The 22,703-nt window shown below is 36.0% G+C and carries 18 protein-coding genes; 14 read left to right on the forward strand and 4 right to left on the reverse strand.

Annotation, left to right across the window (positions count from 1 at the left end):
- Nucleotides 1-202 precede the first annotated feature (202 nt).
- Nucleotides 203-559, forward strand: a complete 357-nt coding sequence (locus IE155_RS07635; RefSeq protein ID WP_189377655.1) for a ribonuclease E inhibitor RraB — start codon at nt 203-205, stop codon at nt 557-559.
- A 38-nt stretch (nt 560-597) separates the two neighbouring features.
- The gene (locus tag IE155_RS07640) at nt 598-819 is read left to right on the forward strand and encodes a hypothetical protein (RefSeq protein WP_189377656.1); all 222 of its coding nucleotides are present in this window, start codon (nt 598-600) and stop codon (nt 817-819) included.
- 67 nt (nt 820-886) lie between these two features.
- On the opposite strand, the gene IE155_RS07645 is transcribed toward IE155_RS07640, so the two are convergent.
- Entirely contained in the window at nt 887-1,564 is a 678-nt protein-coding gene (locus IE155_RS07645) for a nitroreductase family protein (protein ID WP_189377657.1), read from the reverse strand.
- Nucleotides 1,565-1,692: 128 nt separating this feature from the next.
- Nucleotides 1,693-2,451 (reverse strand): peptidylprolyl isomerase, encoded by a 759-nt coding sequence (locus IE155_RS07650; protein ID WP_189377658.1) that lies wholly within the window; start codon nt 2,449-2,451, stop codon nt 1,693-1,695.
- Nucleotides 2,452-2,623: 172 nt separating this feature from the next.
- On the opposite strand from IE155_RS07650, the gene IE155_RS07655 reads away from it, so the two are divergent.
- The 4 genes from IE155_RS07655 (at nt 2,624) to IE155_RS07670 (ending at nt 5,585) form a co-directional block, all read left to right on the forward strand.
- Nucleotides 2,624-3,130, forward strand: a complete 507-nt coding sequence (locus IE155_RS07655) for an RNA methyltransferase (RefSeq protein ID WP_189377659.1) — start codon at nt 2,624-2,626, stop codon at nt 3,128-3,130.
- A 215-nt stretch (nt 3,131-3,345) separates the two neighbouring features.
- Nucleotides 3,346-3,555, forward strand: coding sequence for a cold-shock protein (locus IE155_RS07660; RefSeq protein ID WP_184424145.1), 210 nt, complete (start codon nt 3,346-3,348; stop codon nt 3,553-3,555).
- A gap of 334 nt (nt 3,556-3,889) precedes the next feature.
- Nucleotides 3,890-4,681: a DUF2884 family protein gene (locus tag IE155_RS07665; protein WP_189377660.1), complete on the forward strand. Its 792-nt coding sequence runs from the start codon at nt 3,890-3,892 to the stop codon at nt 4,679-4,681.
- Nucleotides 4,682-4,856: 175 nt separating this feature from the next.
- Entirely contained in the window at nt 4,857-5,585 is a 729-nt protein-coding gene (locus IE155_RS07670; RefSeq protein ID WP_189377661.1) for a tRNA-uridine aminocarboxypropyltransferase, read from the forward strand.
- Between the two features lie 205 nt (nt 5,586-5,790).
- Here IE155_RS07670 and IE155_RS07675 read toward each other — a convergent pair whose 3' ends face one another.
- Nucleotides 5,791-6,612 (reverse strand): PEP-CTERM sorting domain-containing protein, encoded by an 822-nt coding sequence (locus IE155_RS07675; RefSeq protein ID WP_189377662.1) that lies wholly within the window; start codon nt 6,610-6,612, stop codon nt 5,791-5,793.
- A gap of 343 nt (nt 6,613-6,955) precedes the next feature.
- Between IE155_RS07675 and prsT the strand changes: the two genes are divergently transcribed.
- Together prsT and IE155_RS07685 are read left to right on the forward strand one after the other, a co-directional pair.
- Nucleotides 6,956-9,757, forward strand: a complete 2,802-nt coding sequence (prsT, locus tag IE155_RS07680) for an XrtA/PEP-CTERM system TPR-repeat protein PrsT (RefSeq protein WP_189377663.1) — start codon at nt 6,956-6,958, stop codon at nt 9,755-9,757.
- Between the two features lie 58 nt (nt 9,758-9,815).
- Nucleotides 9,816-10,634 (forward strand): TIGR04219 family outer membrane beta-barrel protein, encoded by an 819-nt coding sequence (locus IE155_RS07685; RefSeq protein WP_189377664.1) that lies wholly within the window; start codon nt 9,816-9,818, stop codon nt 10,632-10,634.
- A 123-nt stretch (nt 10,635-10,757) separates the two neighbouring features.
- Here IE155_RS07685 and ygjK read toward each other — a convergent pair whose 3' ends face one another.
- A complete protein-coding gene (ygjK, locus tag IE155_RS07690) occupies nt 10,758-13,313 on the reverse strand; it encodes an alpha-glucosidase (RefSeq protein WP_189377665.1) in 2,556 nt (851 codons plus the stop codon).
- Between the two features lie 266 nt (nt 13,314-13,579).
- Between ygjK and IE155_RS07695 the strand changes: the two genes are divergently transcribed.
- From IE155_RS07695 to IE155_RS07720, 6 genes are all read left to right on the forward strand, one after another.
- Nucleotides 13,580-16,288 carry a TonB-dependent receptor gene (locus IE155_RS07695; protein WP_189377666.1) on the forward strand — a complete coding sequence of 903 codons (2,709 nt, stop codon included), beginning with the start codon at nt 13,580-13,582 and terminating at the stop codon, nt 16,286-16,288.
- 112 nt (nt 16,289-16,400) lie between these two features.
- The gene (locus IE155_RS07700; protein ID WP_189377667.1) at nt 16,401-17,528 is read left to right on the forward strand and encodes a saccharopine dehydrogenase; all 1,128 of its coding nucleotides are present in this window, start codon (nt 16,401-16,403) and stop codon (nt 17,526-17,528) included.
- Complete coding sequence (locus tag IE155_RS07705; protein ID WP_189377668.1) at nt 17,528-18,676, forward strand: saccharopine dehydrogenase C-terminal domain-containing protein; 1,149 nt, start codon at nt 17,528-17,530, stop codon at nt 18,674-18,676. Before IE155_RS07700 ends, IE155_RS07705 begins: the two co-directional genes overlap by 1 nt.
- A 112-nt stretch (nt 18,677-18,788) precedes the next feature.
- On the forward strand, nt 18,789-20,258 hold the full coding sequence (gene nhaC, locus IE155_RS07710) for a Na+/H+ antiporter NhaC (RefSeq protein WP_189377669.1): 1,470 nt from the start codon (nt 18,789-18,791) through the stop codon (nt 20,256-20,258).
- 47 nt (nt 20,259-20,305) lie between these two features.
- Nucleotides 20,306-21,865: a tryptophan halogenase family protein gene (locus tag IE155_RS07715; protein WP_229817143.1), complete on the forward strand. Its 1,560-nt coding sequence runs from the start codon at nt 20,306-20,308 to the stop codon at nt 21,863-21,865.
- A gap of 37 nt (nt 21,866-21,902) precedes the next feature.
- Nucleotides 21,903-22,691 (forward strand): SapC family protein, encoded by a 789-nt coding sequence (locus tag IE155_RS07720; protein WP_189377670.1) that lies wholly within the window; start codon nt 21,903-21,905, stop codon nt 22,689-22,691.
- Nucleotides 22,692-22,703: the final 12 nt, after the last annotated feature.

The raw sequence follows: 22,703 nt of genomic DNA on the forward strand, positions 1-22,703 counted from the left end.
TAAAGAAAGGTTAGTGTGTATATTATTTTAAAGTACTTTTGTGTAACACTTACGTAACTAATATTTACATATTGTCGAGTAAAAGATCTTTTTCTATTCTTTTGTTCAACTTGCTTAGCTGATAATATCAACTTTTGAGTTTAGTTTAGTCAGTTATTGTTAAGAAACATACTGTCAAACATGCTATTTGCTAGAGGTAAAAATGGAACGAAATTTAGCGCTTTTTCCGCAGAATGCGAATGGGGATATGTTATGGCAAATGCTCCTTGAAGGTGATGACCTATCAGAGATCCGCGAAGTTGAATTTTCAGTATTGTTTCCTAGTCAAGAGCTAGCACTTAAATTTGGCCATTTGTTGTTAGAAAATAACCAAAAGCTTTCTTTTTGCCCTTTTAAAAACGATCCAGATTACCCTTGGGAAATTACTGCTTACCCAGAAATGGGGGCAACTTATGAAAATATTTCAGCTTATCAGCATTTATTAGAAACAAGTTCAGCCCCTCTTAAAGGAAAGTTTGACGGCTGGTATTGTGTAACTTCTAGTAAATTACCTTACTAAGCAAAGGCTTAGTCATTTAGTCGAGTATATAAATATTAATGATTGATTTTAGTTATTTCAGTGATTTATCACAACAAAAAGCTAAGGCTTTTAATCAGGAAAAAAACTATATTAAGAGGGTCTTAAGTGGCAAAGATGTTAATTGTCGTCAATGCGATAAGTTGTTAAATATACAGTTTTTGAATGATGGAACGCAATTACAGTTACAGTGTAAAAATGGTTGTACCGATATCATACTTGATTTAGATGGCCCGTCTTAAGTTTGTGATTTAGCATAAACAAAGCATACTCTTTGAAAATGCTAGATCACATAAACATTTATGTACTTTATGATAAGAAAGTACAAACCTCATTAATTGATTTTTTTACTTGTGCATGATGTGGTACAGATGCATCATCGGCAGGATAGCCGACAATCAGTAACATATAAGCACGATCATTTTCTCCTCGGTTACATATTTTACTCAAAAAAGACATAGGCTTAGGTGTATGGGTTAAGGTGACCAACCCTGAAGAGTGCAGAGCGTTAATTAAAAAACCTGTTGCTATGCCCACAGACTCATGTACGTAATAGTTAGTGTTTTTATCTTCAGCATGAATCCCGCCTTTTTTTTCACTAAAAATGGCGATTAACCATGGGGCATGGGTTAAATAAGGTTTGTTATCATCAGTACCTAAAGGTTTTAATGCGTCAAGCCACTCATCACCAGCACGGCCTTGATAAAAGCTTCTCTCTAGCACTTCTGCTTGTTCTCTAATTTGTTTCTTAATGTCATCATTACTTATCGCCACAAAATGCCATGGCTGATGATTAGCGCCGCTAGGAGCTGTAGCTGCGGCCTTAATGCAATTTTCAATAATTTCTTTAGACACCTTTTTATCACTGAAACTTCTTATTGAATGTCGGCGTTTAATTTCATTATAAAAATGCTCTGAGCGTTGTAGCATTTCTTGGGGGGAGTATTCAATATAGTCGGTTAATGGTGAAGAATCATGTGCTTTCATAGTTAAACTTTCCCTTTTTTGGATAAGAATATCGTAATTAGATTATATTGCAAATGCAATATAATCTAATGTGGGTAGCAAGGTAAAATGATTCGTTTTTTAGCTTCCTTTAATAAAGACAGTGTTGACTAGCTATGAATGTGCTTGCGAAAAGCTAAGGGCATCAAGCATAAAAGTAACCAAAAAACACTACCACCACTACTGTTATCATCATTGCTTTCAGTATCAGGTGTTTGGGTAATTAATGTATTTTTAATTGAATTTAAGCTGCTATCAGTATTGTCTGCATCATCTAAAACCAGTACTTGGTATACAGTGACAAAGTTATCTGCTCCTGGATTGTTACAGCTATTAGTTGAATTGTCATTAACTGGAACATCGCCACATCTTTGCAAAGCGGCTATTTCATCAAGTACTTGCATACCATCATCAATAACTTCACCAAAAACAGTAAATCCGCCATTTTGTAGATCTAGATTAGTGCTATTGTTACTTAGGTTGAAAAACCATTGACTGGTAGCACTATTAACACTATTAGCTTGTTTTGCCATAGCTATAGTGCCACGAACATTAGAGTATATAGGTTCATTTTTTACGGGATCGTAAATATCTATGTCTTTAAGAGGAAGTTCATTATTAAAAGTATAACCGCCACCTTGTACAACAAAATCGTCTACGACTCGGTGAATCACAGTATTGTTATAACGTTCGCTAGAAATATAATTTAAAAAATTTTCAACAGTTAATGGTGTGGTTGTGTCATGTAAATTGACTTTAAAACTACCGTGAGATGTTTGAAACTCTACAATAGTAGCATGAGTTATGCTGCTTAACATTGATAATACAACAGCTAATATGGCAAATTTTTTAGTAAATAAATGGGTCATAATTGTACAAGGTTGTGATGAATTAAAGCGCATTAGTATACGGAGTATGTGATAAAAGCCAATATGAATACCCCTCTTAGTTTGTTATTAATTGTAATCAAGTGAACTTATGCTTGAATAAAGTTAAATAAGTAAAGAGAATAAGCATTCCAAAAATTATCTATAAACACACATGACGATACAAGCAGTAAAACTGGTATTAACTAATCCTAAAAGCCCTACAAACGTTGGCGCAGTTATGCGTGCGGCTGGTTGTTATCGCGCAGAAGAAATATATTATACTGGCCAACGTTATGAGCGTGCAGCTAAATATAATACTGATACTAAAAATGCGAGTTTACACATCCCTCTAACTTCAGTGACTAGTGCTTTGGATATTCCATTAGAAGACAGTGAACTTGTTTGTGTCGAATTAGTTGAGGGTGCGACGCCTTTACCTGATTTTATTCACCCTACAAAAGCTATTTATGTCTTTGGAGCTGAAGATGGCACTATAGAACAGTCGGTTATTGATAGTGCTGATCATGTGGTTTATATACCAACAGTGGGGTGCATGAACCTAGCAGCTACAGTAAATGTTGTGCTATATGATCGCTTAGCAAAGTCTAAGAATTATCCTCATGGCGATCAATTAATTAAAGACAGCCGCGACACTAATAACAAGGTCAAAGTAAAATAACTATAAAATACAATTTAGAGTACAAGGCGAAATAGCTTGACTCTAAATTAATAGTGGTTAGAATGCTCTTAGCTAGAAAGTAAGACCTATATTTATATACACCGTACCGCGTTATTTGTAGTAGCTCGTCCCGTTTAATAAGTCATAGTAAAACTTCCTGCATTATCGCTTTGTATTTTACAAAGTAACATTTACAAATTTTTAGGATAAATATTATGTCTGATAAAACTACTGGTACAGTAAAATGGTTTAACGAATCTAAAGGTTTTGGCTTCATCGAGCAAGAATCTGGTCCTGACGTTTTTGCACATTTTAGTGCTATTTCTGGTGACGGTTTCAAAACGTTAGCTGAAGGTCAAAAAGTTGAGTTCACAGTAACTCAAGGCCAAAAAGGTCCTCAAGCAGAGAACATCGTTGCTTTATAATTTTAATTCGCTATAAATAGCAAATTAAAATATAGAAAGGGTAAGATTATTCTTACCCTTTTTTAATACCTAAAAGAAATTTTCTCCCCCCCCTACAATTTACACCTAGTAATACTTACTTCACTATTTTAAAATTCAATTTTCTAAGTGGTTAAAATAACTATTTTTTCGTTTTTTATACGAATTTTTTTTAAATGAATACTATAACCTTTAAATCCTTTAATTTAACTAATTGAAAATAAATGAATTCTTTAGTTGGCATTAGAATTGATTGTATCTAGGTATATTTATCGTAGAACTATGTTAGTTATACTAAATACACAAGGACAATTAGATGAAAACATTATTAGCGACTTCAATTTTATTGGCATCAACTTCAGCATTTGCCCATAATGCGTCTTTTTCAACAGATTCATGTAATGTTGAAATTGAGGGCGGCATTTCTATTACAAATGATAGTTTAACTTTCAGTAAAGATAAAAAATCACTGTATAAAATAGAAAATAATGAGCTATTCGTATCTGATAAAAAAGTTCAATTAACTGATAGTCAACGTTCGTTATTAACACAATACTCAACGAGCATTAGAGCGGTTGTTCCTGAGGTTAAAGGTGTTGCATTAGATGCAATGGATTTAGCTGTTGATGGCGTTAATTTAGCATTCAATGAGTTACTTGGAGAAGGTAACAGTGTCGGCCGTGAGTTAACAACTGAATTAGGTAAATTACGTTCAGAAATTCAATTTAAATTCGATGAAAATAAAACAATTTCATTTGATGAAGATGGCTTTGATGGTGAAGAATTTTTTGGAGAAGAGTTTGAGCAAAGAATAGAGTCATTAGTTGAAACTACAATTACTAACTCTATGGGGAGTTTATTAATAGCCGTTGGCCAAGAGTTGTTATTTTCAGGAGGGGATCCGGATGCATTTGAAGCTCGAATGGAAAAATTCGGCGAACAAATCGAATATGAAATGGAATCTCGTGGCGAGCAAATAGAAAAACGTGGAGAAGCACTTTGCGGCTCTATTGCTAACATAGACAATATTGAAGAACTGTTAAAGTCGAGTATTGATGAGTTATCCGATACCAACTTTTTAACTGTTAAAGATAAAAGATCAATTTAATGTAAAAGTTATTATGGGTAGGGGCTGTGATATTCCTTTAGCCTAGTTTATTACTTATTTCTCTCTTTAGGGCATAGTTTTATGCCCTTTTTTTATATTATCATTTTATAGCGTACTATTTTTCATGTGATATATTTCGTATAATCTTCACTCATTTTCCTCAAATGTAATCCGCATGCACTCAGTCCAAAAATTATATTTACAGCGTAAGAATACGTCTACAAAACCATTTAAGGCCAGAGGTTTTAGGGTAGAACGCTGTGAAAATTGTAGATTAGCGTCGGCACATTGTATTTGTCAGTGGCGACATCAATGCCACAGTGGCGTTGGTTTTTTATTGTTGATGTATGATGCCGAAGTGCTTAAACCCAGTAATACAGGCAGACTTATTGCTGATATAATTCCTGAATGCTTTGCCTTTATTTGGTCTAGAACAGAAGTTGATCCTTCATTATTATCGATATTAAATGATAGCCAGTGGCAGCCATTTGTTGTCTTTCCACAAGACTATGCGACAGAAAGTCAACAAATCACTAATTGTGTGCCCACGTTACCAAATAATAAAAAGCCTTTGTTTATTATGTTAGATGGTAGCTGGCGCGAGGCAAAGAAAATGTTTCGTAAAAGCCCTTATTTGAATCAATTCCCAGTGTTATCTATTGATCTAAACCATTTAGCAATAGAAGATAAAAATTCACAATATCAAATTAGGAAAGCAATAAACCCTAATCAACTCGCCACAGCAGAAGTTGCATCTCATATATTAAATTTGGCGGGTGAAAATCAAAATGCCGAAATTTTAAAAGCTTGGTTTAATGTGTTCACATACCAGTATCAAAAAAGTGTCTGCCGTACTAATTATGGTGATCCTCAATCGTTAGAAAAGTATTTAGCGTTAAAATAATAGGCGTTTTTTACTTCGTCATTTGTCATCTATATTTAAAATATGATCGCATGGGATGAGAAGGTTGATCTGTAGTTTAATTGTGAATTTAATAGCTAAGGCTTGGCAGGAAGCCTTCAATGGCTAGATTAGCATAAGAATTCAAACATAAAAAAAAAGCGACCTGAGTCGCTTTTAATAATCATCTTTAATTTTTAGCTTGTGTTTATGAGTTAACTTTACGTCGATAAGCTATACCAGCCATACCTAATAGAAGTAACATTATTGTTTGAGGTTCAGGTACTGTTGTAATATTATCACCGCCACCGCCACCAGGAGCAACCGACGCTAAACCTTCAATAATATCGTTAGCACAAGTCATTGCCCAACGAAATGCTATTTGATTAGCCGTAGCTAATGCGGTGCCTGATACATCCATAGTAAAAGAGAGTGCGCCGTAATCAATACCATCTTTTCTATAAGCTTTTCCACCTACAGACCATGATGCAGAACTATATGCACTATATCCACCATCTTCCATCATAACACCTTGATACTTTCTTGAGCTGTTACCATGTAGGTCATCAGAATCTACTAGGTCATTTCTATTAACGTCTCTTAACCAGCCTGTACCGCTGCTGCCCATACGATCGCCATTTTCAGAGCCTAAGTCAAAAGCATATTCCCAGTTAGTCCCAGTGTTATTTCGCCAGTTATTATTAGAAAAACGATCACCGTTGTTAGGTGTACTTCCTGTAGGGTTCCATACATCGCTATCACCAGCCGCCATGAATAAATCACCTAAGCGAATGCCGTTATCACCTATGTTATTATAAAATGCAGTGAAAATATTAACCGTTAAAAAATTACCTGTACGAGATACTTCCATTTTATCAATATCGTATGCTGACTTACTACCGTAAACATCACCAGAGTAGCCGGCACCAATATAGTTATCCATAATTGTTGTTGCAGGAATATCAGCGGCAGCGGCGGTTAAGCTTGAGGCTGATAATGCGATTGCTGCGATCCATTTAATACACTTCATAATTTTTTCCTGTTAATGCTAAATTAACTAAATACATCATTGTACCCAGTAAAGCAATTATTAAGCCAGTTTAAAAATATCTTTTTATAACAATATACTAGTTTTGTTTTTCGATTTTTTACTTGATACTAATATAGTAATTGTAAATTTTTTCGACACTTGAGTAAATACATTATTTAACGCGTTAATATGAAGTAATATTAAGGGAGGATAACTCGAGCATACTTAGGTGCAAAAAAATTTAAAATAGTGAATAAATTGAATAAAACTTTTCAGAACTAGATATTTACCCATAGTCAAAGTATTCTAACTCCATTAAGTACTCGTGTTAGGTAAAGGGATTATGGTAGTAAAATTTAAATGTAAAGTTATATTGTTGTTAAGCATAATGTTTTGTAGTCAAGGCGCATTGGCATATACAGAACAAGCAGCAAATCAACCTTATGAAGAAGCATTAAAAAGTTTCTACGGTACTGATTTAAATACGGCGATAATCCACTTAAAAAATGCCTTACAAAGCCAGCCTAATCATCTACCTTCACTCGTTTTGTTAGCGGAAGTTTATATTGCTAGAGGTGATGGTGGTGCCGCTGAAGACTCATTACTTCGAGCTAGGCAATTAGATGCAGATGAAAAAAAGTTAATACCACTATTATTAGAAGCGTATTTATTACAGCAAAAATATAAGTTGGTGATAACAAATGCTAGTACTACATTTACCGATAGCCAGCTACAAAGTAAAATTCAAGTGTTAAAAGGTCGTGCTCATGTGCAATTAAATGAACTTGAACAAGCAAGAGTTGCTTATCAAGAAGCGTTGGATTATTCGCGATCTAATATTCAAGCATTACTTGGAATAGCACAGGTACACATACTAAAATATCAATATGATCAGGCAAGAACGTTTATCAATAGCGCATTATCACTTTCATCTATTAATTCGAATGCGTTGGTGATGTTAGCTAATATTGAGCAAAGTGAAGGTAACATCGAAGAAGCGTTAACAATTATTTCTCAAGTTATTGCACTTAATAGTGAAAACTTTCCGGCATTACTAACACGAGCGAGTTTGCTCATTGAACAAAATAAATTTGAATTAGCACTTAAAGACTTAGAGGTGATTTTAGCGCAAATCCCCAATGAACCTAAAGCGAACTATCTAAAAGTAGTGGCATCAACTGCGCTAGGAGATTTAACTACTAGTAAAGAAACCGTTGACCATTTAAATATTGTATTATCGGGCTTACCCAATGATGTGATGAGACAAAATCCGGTATATCTTTATTTAGCTGGAGTAGTTAGCTTTCAGCAACAAGAATATCGTAAAGCCCAAGATTTCTTAAATCGTTATGTCGATATAATTACTGAAGACCCTAGAGCATACAAACTACTTGCCAGAACAGAAATGGCATTAGGACAATATTTAACGGCTAAAACTTATTTGATTAAAGCACGATTAATTAACCCTGATGACGTACAAACATGGTCATTACTTGGGCATACTTTGCTCACATTAGGTGAAATTGAAAAAGCGCAGCAATATTTTATTGATGTGCTAGAAGTTGAAGGTGAACAGCCAGAACCTTTATACAACCTTGCACAATTACAAGTGTTAACAGGTCAAAACCAGCTTGCGATAGAAAATTTACAAAAAGCTATAGCAATAGTAACTACTACAGATAATTTACTTTTATTAGCCAGTGCCTACAAAAATAATAATCAGTTAGAAGCCGCTTTATCTACGATAAATCAATTAATTGAATTAGATGATCAATCAAGTTACTACTTCCAGCAACAAGGCGTTTTATTAGGTCTTTTAGGAAAGCTAGCTGAGGCGAAATTAGCCCTTAATAAATCGGCATTGCTCAATGTAGATAATTATGAAACGCTTATCCATTTGGCTCGCATAGATGTATTAGAGGGTAATACTCAAGGGGCAATCGATCGAATACAGCGTAGAATTGCTGAGCAAAGTACACCTCATTTATTATTACTAATTGAGTTAGGAAGTTTATATCAAAATTCGGGTGATCTTGATAATGCGACCTTATATTTTGAGAAAGCTTATAGCCAGAATAGAGATAGTTTTGAAGCGATAACTCGTGTCTTAACACTTTATGTAATAAAAGGCGAAGTGAATAAAGCAATTACCTCTGCCAAAGAATATTTAACCCGAAATAATAAAGAGGGAAGTATTTATCTAGCTTTAGCAAACTTGTACATGTCGATTAAAAATTATAAAGAAGCTGATAATGCTTATGTACTTGCTATTAAAAACAGTAATAACAAATCACAAATCTACGGCACATATGCAGATGCACAAATGAAAATGAATGATGTAGATGGTGCTATATTAAGCCTGCAACGCGCTATTTCATGGAATCAGCAAGACTTAACCCATTATTTAAAGCTTTTTGATTTATACTTAAATAACGATAAAATCATATTAGCTTCAAAATTACTTGAGAACTTAGCAACTAAAGTAAAAGACACCTCTTTACTAGAACGTTTAGCTGGCGACTTACAACGATTTTCAGATAAGCCAGAGCAAGCTATTACTCATTATAAACGTTCGATGAAAGAAAAATTGACCCGCTCAGCCGTATTCGGTTTATATCGTATTTATGATCAACAACAGCGTTTTGATGAGTCGCTAACTTTACTTATGACGTGGATCGAAAACGCACCTGACGATTTGGTTGCACATATTGCTATCGCTGATACTCACAAAGCTCAAAGTAATCTAGAACTGGCAGTGAAATATTATCAAGAGCTTGTGAAAAAGTATGGTGAGTTGCCTGTACTATTGAATAACATGGCACAGCTGCAAATTAAACTAGGCCAATATCAGCTTGCACATACAAATGCAGAAAAAGCCTATAAAGCACTTCCAGATAATAATGCAGTTATTGATACGTTAGCGTGGACGCTGAGCTTAACTGAAAAGTATCAAGAAGCATTACCTCTTTACCGTCAAGCGTTATCTAAAGACTCTAGCAATGCCGAAATTAAATACCATTTAGCTTACACATTAACAAAATTAAATCGACTAGATGAAGCTAAAACACTATTAACTGAAGTGGTTATAAGTCAGCAAATATTTAATGAATTAGAAGATGCTAAAGCATTATTATCGACATTATAAAATTGATGGTTAGCAATATAAAAGGAATGCCGCCGTTGATAAATAAGGAGTATAACGAGTGAAAAAAATATTTTTTGCAGCAACACTTACTGCACTTTTTACGACTAACGCACAAGCCGATACTGTTGGTTTATATCTTGGTGGTCAAATTTGGCAAAGCGAAGCAAGTGGTGTTTTTGGTGAAGAAAGTCAGCTTATTGATTTTAATTTAAAGAAAGAGCAACAAGTTAACTATTTTGTCGCTATTGAACACCCGTTACCGCTTCTCCCTAATGTACGTATATCATCAACTACGCTTGATACTACAGGTAACACGACTTTTTTGCAGGAGTTTAGTTTCGGTGATGAGGTCTTTCCTGATGGTGAGACTGTTGATGCGAATTTTAAAGTGAGTTATATCGATTACTCCGTTTATTATGAACTATTTGATAATAGTGGGTTTTCGTTTGATATAGGGGGAAGCGTTAGAAGCTTTATGGATGATATTACTATAGCTGGGCCACCAGATTTTATTGATGAGTGTACACCTATAGATATCCCTAATCATTGTATAACTAATGGCGAATCAATTGAGATCACCCAGAAGGGTAAAATAGATACTGATGAGTTAGTTCCCATGCTGTACCTTGCAAGTCAGTTCAATATACCGCTAACCAATGTAAGTATTTTTGCCCAAGGAGATTTTTCATTAGTCAGCGATCACTCACTTTCTGACTATCAAGTTGGTCTAAGTTACCGCTTAATTAAAAGCAGAATGGGCGATTTTAATCTGACTTTAGGCTATCGAGTGGTGAGAATGGAATTTGAAGATTTAGATAACTTATATACTGAACTTGATTTTAAAGGTGTGTTTTTCGGTGCGATTGCACACTTTTAAAAGCTAAGCCCTCATTCTGATAGGGCGTGACAGGCGACAATGAGGTTATTGCTGCCTGTCAGAATAGGTTTAGTTATTACCAAGTAATCTGTTGTTAATATCACTCGGCGTTACCGTATTAGATCATTGACTAACAGAGTCTGAAACTAACGCTTCTTGATAAAGCATTAATAAATGTGCGGCACTCCAACTAAAATTTGTTGCCCCTTGAACCGCACCAGTTTCTGGATTGTAATTTTCTCTAATTGCTTGATCACTACTCAATCCTTCTGCATTTTTATAAAGCTTAGTGAGTAATTCATTTGCTTGTACATTTTTACCATAGTTTTTTAACGCCACAATGCCAAAATAGAATTGATCTAACCAAACACGTCCACGCCAATAGATATCTGCATGATATGCAGGGTTAGTTAATGCGGCTGTTCCTAAAGGAATGACTGTATTAAACTCTTTTTCATCAAGCATACTAGCCACAACGCGTTCTGCTTTGTCTATATCTGCAATATTAGCCCATAGCGGGCTCCAACCCTCAGGGCCTTTACCACGGTAGGTTAATAGCTCTCCCTGACATACGTCAGTATTTGTTGTGGGTGTTTCAGTAATTTTTAAATCGTAGTAATAACCTGAATGTTGATCATAAAAACACTGGTTAATTCTCTGCTTTAAAACTTCAGCTGATTTATCAAGCTGGCTTGCTAGTGTTTCATTGTTTAACAACCGTGCCATTTTAGCTAATAGGTGTTTTTCAAGAGCAAGGTAACTATTTAACTCTACAGACTCCTGATTGATTGAATAACCAAGTAATTTATTCGCACTGTCTCTATTTTCAAAAAACCTTACTTGCCAGTCTTTTTGAGCGCGTTTTATATCGTTGTTATAGCGATTTTTCGCGTAAACTTTTAGTTGTTTTTCAGTAATAAAGCCAAAACGAGCAGCGTTATCCATACCAGACTCCCAAGCAGCTCCATGTTGGGCGCCTATATCAAGTTTTGTATAATGTCCATCTTGAATAACTTGCTGGTAAAGTTGTTCACCAGCGCACTTAAATTGGTGTGTTGATAGCGTTTTACAGTTACTTAAATCAATGTTTTTATGCTGGTTGGTGGTATTATAGTGCACCTCAAAGGTTAATTGGTCTTGTTCATTATTATGTAATGGATGCTTAGTTGCGCCATACTCAACCAAACCATTTTTATTGTGATCACGATTTCGATACCACCACTTATGATACTGAATTAATTTTGGAAATAGTGCTTCAATAAACGCAATATCGCCTGTGCTTTGATAGATTTTCCAGATGGCCCAGCTTGCTAGTGGCGGTTTAGTATTACGTTCGTTCCAGTTTCCCCCAATGTCATCACGAGTTTCATCTTTATTATAAAAGACGGCATCAATGATCATGCCTTTATCTTGGGGTCTTAGCTTGTCATTAGCCGATATCTGATAGTCAAACATGGCTAACACATTGTTACGGGCAAGTTCTGGAGCTAAATTAGCAATGGCGTAAACATGCTTCCAGCTATCCCATGCCCATAAACCATTGAACCATCTTGCTGTTACTGAAGGTGTAATACCGTCATGCTTAATATTACCCGCGGGGCTACGCCAATTACCAATAAGTGTTTCTAATGCTTTAACTGCAACACGTTGTTGTGTTAATGAATTGTGTTGAATTAAATTTTGTTTGTTATTTTGATTAACCAAGAGTCCATCAAGGTACTTTTGCCAGCGTTGCTTTGATTTGGTGATGAACTGATCTGGGCTACTAAGCGCTTTATCAATTTTTATTTTCTCTGCTTTCGCTTCTTGTTCATTATGAAAATAACTTTGTGTGGTGGTTATTGTCAGTTGTTGTTGCGCTAATACGGTTACTTTAGCCTTACTTTTATAACTGTTTGTTTCAGCGGTGAGCATTGTTTCTGCTGGAATTGAACGATTAATTTGGTATTGGGCATTATCTGCTAATAACAACTCCCAAGTTGATTGCACTCGATTAAAATTAAACGTGACATTATTAGCAGAAGCGCTAATTGTGGGTGACCATTGTTGATGTGCTTGTGCCACCTGTTTCTTATTATCCCACTTTGATAAAAGCTCACCAGACCAAATAAGCGCTAAATTAAGGTTAGCGTTCGAACTATTATTGATGGTGGTAGAAATAATTGCTGTTCTATTACTAATAAAATATAAAGCTAAGTCGATTGAAAAACTATTTAATTGATATTTAAGGTGAAGTTCCCCTGGTAATGTGTAACTTTTTATTTCAGCATCCGCTAAATTAATTTTTTTATTTGATTTTAAATCAATAAGTTGCAGTTGTTCTAATTGCTCTGATAAAAATACACTATACTCTTGCGCTATTACCATAGGGCCGGTAAATGCGGCATAATTTTCAGGTTTGTCAGGTAATAAAAAGCCATGCCAAGCACCATTATCGAAGAAAGGGTTAAATTTTTGATTTTGATAACTATCAAACATTCTCATTTGATTAGGAGTGCCAAAACGATTAATAACATTTTCAAATGCCAATAGATTATATTGATTTGTAGGCAAGTTCTCAGTGATATTATTCATGTTCACTGCAAATGCCTTAGAAAGAGATAGCAAAATAAAAATAAAACTTATCAATGGATTAGGCTTTACTTTTGGTTGCCATTTTTTAAATTTACTTTGTATCACTTCTATACCTCATTATTCGTTCATTCATATAAATACTTCGTTTGAAGCGCATCTCATGCCTACCTATTATTAAAGCATATAATATATATGGTATATTTAACAATAATATTATTTGTATTATAAATATTGCAAAATGAATTTTAGGATCATAGTATTAAATGAAGCGGTGAAAAGTTCGGCAAATTTAAACCGCTAACAAGCAAACAATAAAAAACAACATGAACAAATAAGTTGTGCGTTCACATACATGACCTGGAGATTTATAAATGCGCCATCAAAAGCAAAAACTTAACTACTTATCTATGCTGGTAATGTTAAATTTAGGCACTATCGCTAGCGTAAGTGCTGAAGAAGCGACAGAAACTAAAGAGATAGAAAAAATTACGGTTACTGGTATTCAAGCCAGTTTAATTAAATCAATGGATATTAAGCGTTCATCAGACGGTGTAGTTGATGCTATCGCTGCTGAAGATATTGGTAAATTTCCTGATCAAAACGTTGCTGAGTCGCTTCAGCGCGTAACTGGTGTTGCCATCGATCGTGAAGGCGGTGAAGGGCAGTTGGTCAGTGTGCGTGGTCTTGGTCCTGAGTTTAACTCAGTTTTAGTTAATGGTCGTACTATAGCGACTATCAGTGGTGGTAGAGCATTTAGCTTCGATACCTTAGCTTCAGAATTAATCAATGGGGCTGAAGTTCACAAAACGCAAACGGCTAAGTTACAAGAAGGCAGTATTGGCGCAACCATTAATGTGACAACACACCGTCCTTTATCATTGAAAGAATTTAAAGTTGCAGGCAGTGTTAAAGGTACATATGACGATATGTCGGGTGAAACTAACCCAACGTTTTCAGGATTTATTAGTAATACATTTTTAGATAATACAGTAGGTGTATTAGGTTCTATCTCAATAAGTGATCGAGATAGTCGTTTCGATTATGGTCAAACGGCTGGTTATATTACTAACCACTCATTAAATCTTGACGATGGTACCACACACGAAAATATATTCTTACCGCGCAACTATGATCAAATAGTACAAACAGAACAACGTGAACGTACTACCGCTAACCTTACTTTACAATATCAACCGACGGAAGATATTTTATTAACAGCGGATATGTTGCATTCAAAGTATGATGTTAGCTACCGTCAAGATATTCTTGCGCATTGGTTTGATGGTGCAAATATTACGGATGCCACATTAGATGAAAACCGTACTGTTGTTAAACTTGATTCTGCTAGAAATAGTGCCACAGATTATTTAAATCGCTTATCTTCTCGTCCAACAACCACAAAAGCGTTTGGTTTAAACTTAGAGTGGACATTAGATGATCGTTGGTCAATAAATGCTGATATATCTGCATCAGAAGCAGAATCATTAAACGGTGGTCGCACTACTGACACGGTAGCAGGGTTTGTAAATGCTTACTCATTTGATAATAGTACTGGGGCATCTGTTCCTCAATTATCATTTACCGAAGACTTAGACCCAACACGTGTAAGCTCAAACTGGGCAAGTAAGTTTGGTAATGATATTAACGATGAAGTTAACGAAGTTAAAATTGATGTTGAATATATTATTGACCAAGGTGTCTTTGGAAAAATTAACTTTGGTAGTGCTTATTCTGATCGTACATTGGCAACTACATATTCAGAAACTAACTGGCGAGTAAGTGAAGCGCATGGCGGTTATCCGGCGGGGATGGTTTTCCCTGAAGGCATGTTTACTAAATTCGACTCCGATGGTTTCTTGTCGGGTGCAAATGCTGATACTGCTAATGAATGGTTAATTTTTGATTCGTACGAGTTTATGGATTATCTACTAACCGATAATGCAATTAATGCGTCAAATGATCCACAATATACGCGCGATGTTATTGCCCAGTACAATGGCTATAGCGCACATGAAGATGCATCAGCATTTGAAGTTAATGAAGAAGTTAAATCTATTTATGCAGACCTTCATATGTCAGGTGATATAGGCACAATGCCTTGGAATGTTGTTGCCGGTTTACGTTATGTTGAAACAACAACAACGTCTTCAGGTTCAACAATTGAACTTTTAGATTTAGTAGAAACCAACACCGTTGATGAATACCAGCCAGTGGAAACAGATGATTGGGTGCCAATTTCTATCAGCCATTCATACGACAACTTATTACCAAGTTTAAATGCTAATCTAGAGATAACTGAGGATTTAGTAGCACGTTTTGCTTATTCAAAAAGCATCACAAGAGCGACGTTATCTGAAATGTCACCAACAACGTCATATGGTGGTGGTAAGTTAGATTCATTACAAGCAAGTGGCGGTAATCCAATGCTTGACCCATATGAATCAAGCAACATTGATTTAGGCCTTGAATGGTATTTCGATGAAAACAGTTATGCCGCTATTGCTTATTTTTCAAAAGACGTAGACAACTTTATTGATGGTGGTGTAACCAAAGAAACCGTTGATTTAGCAAGTGGTAGTTATAACTACACAGTAAGTCGTCCAATGAACTTAAATGATGCAAAAATTGACGGTTACGAAATTGCGGTTCAGCATAGTTTAACTTACTTACCGGCTCCATTTGATGGTTTAGGCTTCATTGCTAACATGACAATAGTCGATAGTGAGTCAAGTGCAGACACTGTTGATAACCCATTACCGTTACCTGGCCTTGGCGACTCTCAAAACTTAATTTTATTTTATGAGCAAGACGATTATCAATTCCGCATTGCTTATAACAACCGAAATGAGTTTATGCAGTCTACCACTAACTGGGCTGGTGGTGCTCCTATATATGTTGAAGATTATGCGCAAGTTGATATTAGCGGAAGCTACGACATTAACGAAAACGTCAGTCTTTTCATTGAAGGTATTAACATCACCAATGAAATAACACGTAAACGCGGTTTATATAAAAATCATGTTCTAGCTATTATCGAAACTGGGCCAAGATACTCAGTGGGCATACGCGCTAACTTTTAACTTATTAAATTTGTTATTTTAATACTTACAGGGCAAATGGATTTGCCTCTTCCTGTCAATCGTTACAAACACAATAGAAATTGATTTGTAAACATTCTTAAATACTATCAATATGAATCGAGTACACCTTTGGTTAAGAGCCGAAACTAAACCGCAAGAACAACGTGCTGCATTAACGCCTAAGGGCGCTAAATATCTAATTTCACAAGGGTTTAAAATATCCGTTGAAGTGTGTAAACAACGTATTTTTTTATTATCACATTATCAAGACGTTGGCTGTGATATTGTGCCATCAGGTAGCTGGATTAATGCTCCTGAAAGTGCTTTTATCTTGGGGCTAAAAGAGTTACCCGAAAATGACTTTCCGCTTATTCATCGACATATTTATTTTGCACATGCTTACAAGGCACAAGCAGGTGCTAGTGAATTACTGTCGCGCTTTGTAAAAGGCGGTGGTGGTTTATACGACCTTGAATACTTAGTTGAAACCAATAGTAGGCGTGTTGCCGCTTTTGGTTATTGGGCGGGCTTTGCTGGCGCGGCATTAAGCCTGCTGGCTTGGGCAAATCAACAATTAAAACAACCTACATTATCAGCCATATCTTCATTTAATAACCAGCAGACATTAGTTAATTTTATTAAAGCGTCGCTATCTAAAGTAGAAGGTTTACCAAAAATTATGGTGATAGGTGCGAAAGGTCGAAGTGGTTCGGGTGCCATTGCATTAGCTGAGTTATTCGGCCTAAAAACCCTTGCATGGGATCTTGAAGAAACCAAGCGAGGCGGACCATTTAGTGAAATCAATGATACCGATATTTTAGTGAATTGTGTGATGGTGAACCAAGATCTTCCGCCTTTTGTTACGTTAAGTTCGTTAAATGATCATCCACGAAAAATATCAGTGATTGCTGACGTAAGTTGTGATCCCTATGGCAGTTATAATCCGATTCCGCTATATCAGCATTGCACCACCTTTGAAAAACCCTATGTTCGGGTGTTAACAGACAGCCCTGAATTAGATTTAATTGCGATAGACCATTTACCTTCGTTGTTACCGAAAGAAAGTAGTGAAGACTACGAACAGCAATTATTACCTTATTTACAACAATTATCTGATTTATCTGAGCCTGTATGGGCTAACGCCTTAAGTTTATTTCATCAAAAGTGCCATTTAATAGTAGGTGAGACGACACTTGAAAAAACAGGCCATAACAATAATATTCAAGAGGTCAATTTATAATGAAAACAAATGTTCACTGGTTAGGCACTGGGCTGTCTTCAATTCCAGGTATTAAATTATTATCTCAATCTGATAATTGCATATTACATATTTGGGCGCGTAATGTAGATAAGGCTAAATCTGAGCTTTCAGAGGAAGGGATTGATGTAGTTATTCATCACTTAGATTGGCAACAGTTTAGTAGTGAAATTAAAGCAGGCGATATTGTCACCTCTATGTTACCGGTGACGGAACATGTAAAAGTTGCGAACATTTGCCTTGAAACCAACGCACATTTTGTTTCAAGTAGCTATATTTCGCCTGAAATGGCTTTATTAAATGATGCCGCAAAAGCGAAAAGCTTATGTTTTATTAATGAAGTGGGGTTAGATCCGGGAATTGATCATTTATTTGCACATTTATTGGTTGATTCCTATCGTAAAAGTGCTGAATATGATGTAGATAATCATCTCTACTTCCGCTCCTATTGTGGAGGTGTGCCTAAAATACCTAATGATTTTAAATATAAATTTAGCTGGTCGCCTTTAGGGGTTTTAAAAGCTTTAAAGTCACCGTCTAAATGGATTGAAGAAGGCCGTACTAAAAGTGCAAATGCGCCATGGGAGTCTTTGCGAGGAATTTTTATAACACCAGCAAATGAAGACTTTGAAGCTTACCCAAACCGAGATTCATTACCCTTTGTTGAACATTATAATTTTGCCCAAAATTGGCAGGTTAAAGAATTTGTGCGTGGTACCTTAAGATTATCAGGTTGGTCGAAAGCCTGGCAATCGTTGTTCGATAACGTATCTGCTTTAACGCCATCAGATCAAGAGCAACAACTCACTGATATCAGTAAACAGCTCGAGAAAAAATATGCTTATCAAGAAAATGAGCCAGATCGGGTAGTGCTTTATGTGGAGTTGTTGGCCAAAAATGCAGAAGCAAAGGTTTGGCATCAAGCTTATTTTGTCGACGAAGCGGGCAACAAACAGGGTCAAGCAATGGCACGTTTAGTGTCAATTACTGTTACTATGGCAATAGAATCGATAATTGCTAAAGAGCTTGAAACTGGGGTTCATCCGGCGCCAAGTGATCCTAAGCTAATTGAGCAATGGCTAAATAAGTTAAAGGAAAAGGGCATTAGTATCGAGCATATTAATTATTAATAACGTTCGCTTAATCATTGGGTAATGGTTAAGCGTTTTTTTATCACAATTTATCTATAAAAAGCGGTGCTTAATTTGCCGTTTTTTGGTCTATGAAATAAGGATTTTAACAATGAATAACAATAGAGAACCTTCGCTAGTAGACGCTTTTATCCCAATCGTTTCAATGTTGTTACTCTTGTCTTTATCGGTTTTTTATTTTGGTAATGACTCATCTTCAGGCCCGAACCAAATAGCTTTACTAATAAGTGCAGGCGTTGCCACATTAATTGGTTTAAAGAATGGTTTTAAACGGGAAGAAATTGAACAAGGTATTGTTAAAGGTATAAGTATTACCTTAGGTGCTATTTTAATCTTATTTGCGGTAGGCTCATTAATAGGTACTTGGCTTTTGTCTGGAACAGTGCCTACTATGATTTATTATGGCTTACAAATACTTAATCCAGACTTATTTTATGTCAGTTGCTCATTAATTTGTGCGGTAGTGGCTATTAGTATTGGGAGTAGTTGGACAGTCGCGGCAACTATTGGTGTAGCACTAATGGGGGTTGCTAATGGACTTGATGCCAGTCTCCCGATAAGTGCCGGCGCTATAATTAGTGGCGCGTATTTTGGAGATAAACTTTCTCCGCTTTCAGATACCACTAATTTATCTGCGGCAGTCGCTGGTACCGAGTTATTCTCACACATCAGAAATATGCTGTGGAGCACATTACCCGCATTTATTCTTAGCTTAATAGCCTTCTTTTTTCTTGGTTTTAATACTAGTGCCAGCCTCGATGATCAACGTATTCCGCAATTAATGAATAACCTAGAGAATGAATTTTTTATTGCATGGTATTTATTAATTCCTCTTTTTCTCACGCTGTTACTCGCCATAAGAAAATTTCCTGCTTTTCCTGCTATTGGTTTAGGTGCATTGGTGGGAGGGATATTTGCAGTATTATTTCAACAAGAGTTAGTCATGTCGCTGGCAGATAAAAGTCTATCAGTGCTAAGTGCCAATATTACTGTTGTTTGGCGAGTAATGTTTGAAGGCTTTGAGCTTTCAACCAAAGATGCAGCTTTTAATGACTTACTTAGCGGTGGTGGTATGGGATCAATGCTAAATACTATTTGGCTGATAATAACAGCGATGACATTTGGCGCAATTATGGAAAAAGTTGGGTTATTACAAATTATCGTCGATAGGCTTTTAGCCTTATCAAACAAAGTAAGCTCTTTAATCATCTCTACTATTTTTACGGCTTTTGGTACTAACTGTATTGCTGCAGATCAATATATTTCAATTGTTATTCCTGGGCGAATGTTTAAAGACAGCTACCAACAGAGAGGACTTGCACCAGAGAATTTGTCACGAGCACTTGAAGATGGCGGTACTGTTACCTCGGTGTTAGTGCCATGGAATACCTGCGCCGCTTATATGCAATCTGTTTTATTAGTGAATCCTTTAGAATATGCAATTTTTTGTATTTTCAATTGGTTAACGCCTTTAATTGGCGTTATTAGCGCATTGGTTGGTTTTAAAGTTAAAACACTGATTAAGCCATTATCAAAAAATAAGGCAATACCAGAGGCTTAGCTATAAAGCCTGTTTATCCCTAATTAATTTAGAAGGTGATTGTAATTATGTCTGAAGAAATTAAAAATATTGTTATTTTAGGCGGAGGTAGCGCCGGTTGGTTAACGGCAGGCACCTTGGCGGCAAAGCATAGGCAAACAAGTAAGAAGCCTTACGCTATTACTTTAATAGAGTCGCCTGAAGTGAAAATAATTGGTGTGGGTGAGGGAACTTGGCCAACTATGCGCGGTACGTTAAAAACTATGGGTATAAACGAATCGGCTTTTATTCGTGAATGTGATGTCAGTTTTAAGCAAGGAGCAAAGTTTGTTAAATGGATCACTGGAGCTGAAGATGATTTCTATTATCATCCATTAGAGTTACCCAATGGTTACTTTGACACTAACATGGCGCAATCTTGGTGTAATGGTGCTCGAGAAAGTTCATTCTCATCTACTGTAAGCGCGCAAGAAGCATTATGCGAAGCCGCCATCGCACCAAAAATGATCACCTCACCTGAATATGCCGCCATTGCTAATTATGCTTATCATATTGATGCAGGAAAATTTGCTCAATTCTTAAAACGCCATTGCATTGAAAACTTAGGCGTTAACTATATTAGTGACCATGTAACACACGTTAATAGCGACGAAAAAACAGGTGATATAACGGCTTTAACAACTAAACAAAATGGCGACGTAGAAGGTGACTTATTTGTTGATTGTTCAGGGGCTAAATCATTGTTAATTGGTCAGCATTATCAAGTGCCATTAACTTCTAAAAAAGACGTGTTATTTATTGATAATGCCATTGCCGTACAAGCACCTTATGCTACCCCAGACGTTGAAATACCCCCTTATACATTATCAACCGCACAAAAATCCGGTTGGATATGGGATATAGGGCTACCGACAAGGCGCGGTATTGGTCATGTGTTTTCTAGCCAACATTGCTCTGTGGAAGAGGCGAAACAAACTTTGATTCAATATCTTGAAGAAACAGGCGTCAGTAAAATTGATGAATTACGCTTTAATCACATTGATTTTAATCCAGGTATACGCGAGCAATTTTGGGTAAATAACTGTGTGGCTGTTGGTATGTCTGCTGGTTTTTTAGAGCCATTAGAAGCATCAGCACTGGTTATGGTGGAGCTTGCGGCTGCCGCAATTAGTGAACAGTTACCCGCATCTAAAATGGCAATGCCTATTTTAGCAAAGCAATTTAATGAAAAATTTCATTATAATTGGGACCGAATTGTCGATTTTTTAAAGTTACATTATCTTGCAAGTCAGCGTACCGACAGTCAATTTTGGCGTGATAATCAACAAGAAAGTTCTATTCCTGATAGCCTTAAAGCGTTAATGATACTTTGGCAACATAGAACGCCTTCTGAGTTTGACTTTAAACAAAAGCGAGAAGTATTTTCAGCAGCTAGCTATCAATATGTACTGTACGGCATGCAACAACTCCCGCAAACATTACATTCGACATTGTCAGCTAAAGAAAAGCAATTAGCGAAGCAGTGTATGGATGACACGAAACGCCAAACTGCTCAATATACGCAAGCGTTGCCAACGCATAGAGCCTTACTAAAAACACTCCAAAATCATTCATTCCAAGCAATATAGAAAATGTGGAGCGAATAGAACTATATAGGTATTGATAATGTTTAAATTTGAAAGCTTAGATGCACTAAAGCATCAACAATTAAGAGTTATGCCATGTCAGTTAATGGATCGAAAAAATCAAGTACACCTGATTGATATTTTCCCAGCAGAAATTGCTCTTTTAGCACAGGAGTTACCATTATTTTTTAACAAAGATAGCGAAACAGGACAATTCAATTTAATTACCTTAATGGGATTGACTATTGACGAAAACTTATTGATAGAAAATTCGCAATGGTGTGGTCGATACTTACCTTTGAAGTTCCAGGCTCAACCTTTTTATTTACTACCAGCAGAGCTTGAACAATCATCACCTCAAGAAAATAAACAAGATTCAACGTTGATGAATATCGTTATAGATAGGGCCGATGATCGCGTACAAGAGTTAAGTGGGGAGAAGCTTTTTAATGATGGCGTACCTAGCGAATATTTAAAAAACCGTATTAAAATATTGAAGCAAATTACCGAGGGTTATACTGAGCTTGATTCATTAACTGCGTTTTATCTTGAAAATGAATTAATTGAGCCACTAACACTAGATATTACCTTGAATAACAAACAAAAATTATCGATTACTGGCTTATATACAATACATCGGGCACTGTTAACCGAAAAAATTGAACAACAGGATAAATCCATGCCTGATAGTGTTTTTCAACAGACACAATTAAATAGCCTAGCGAATCAAACAAGGGCATACCTTAATATGGCAAAGCATATTCTTGATTCACAAGTGCATGTGAAGCGATTGATTGAGTTAAAAAATAAACTATGTGAGGTTAGTTAACCCGAGGCGATG

The organism is Thalassotalea profundi (assembly GCF_014653195.1).
GTDB classification, from domain to species: Bacteria; Pseudomonadota; Gammaproteobacteria; order Enterobacterales; family Alteromonadaceae; genus Thalassotalea_B; species Thalassotalea_B profundi.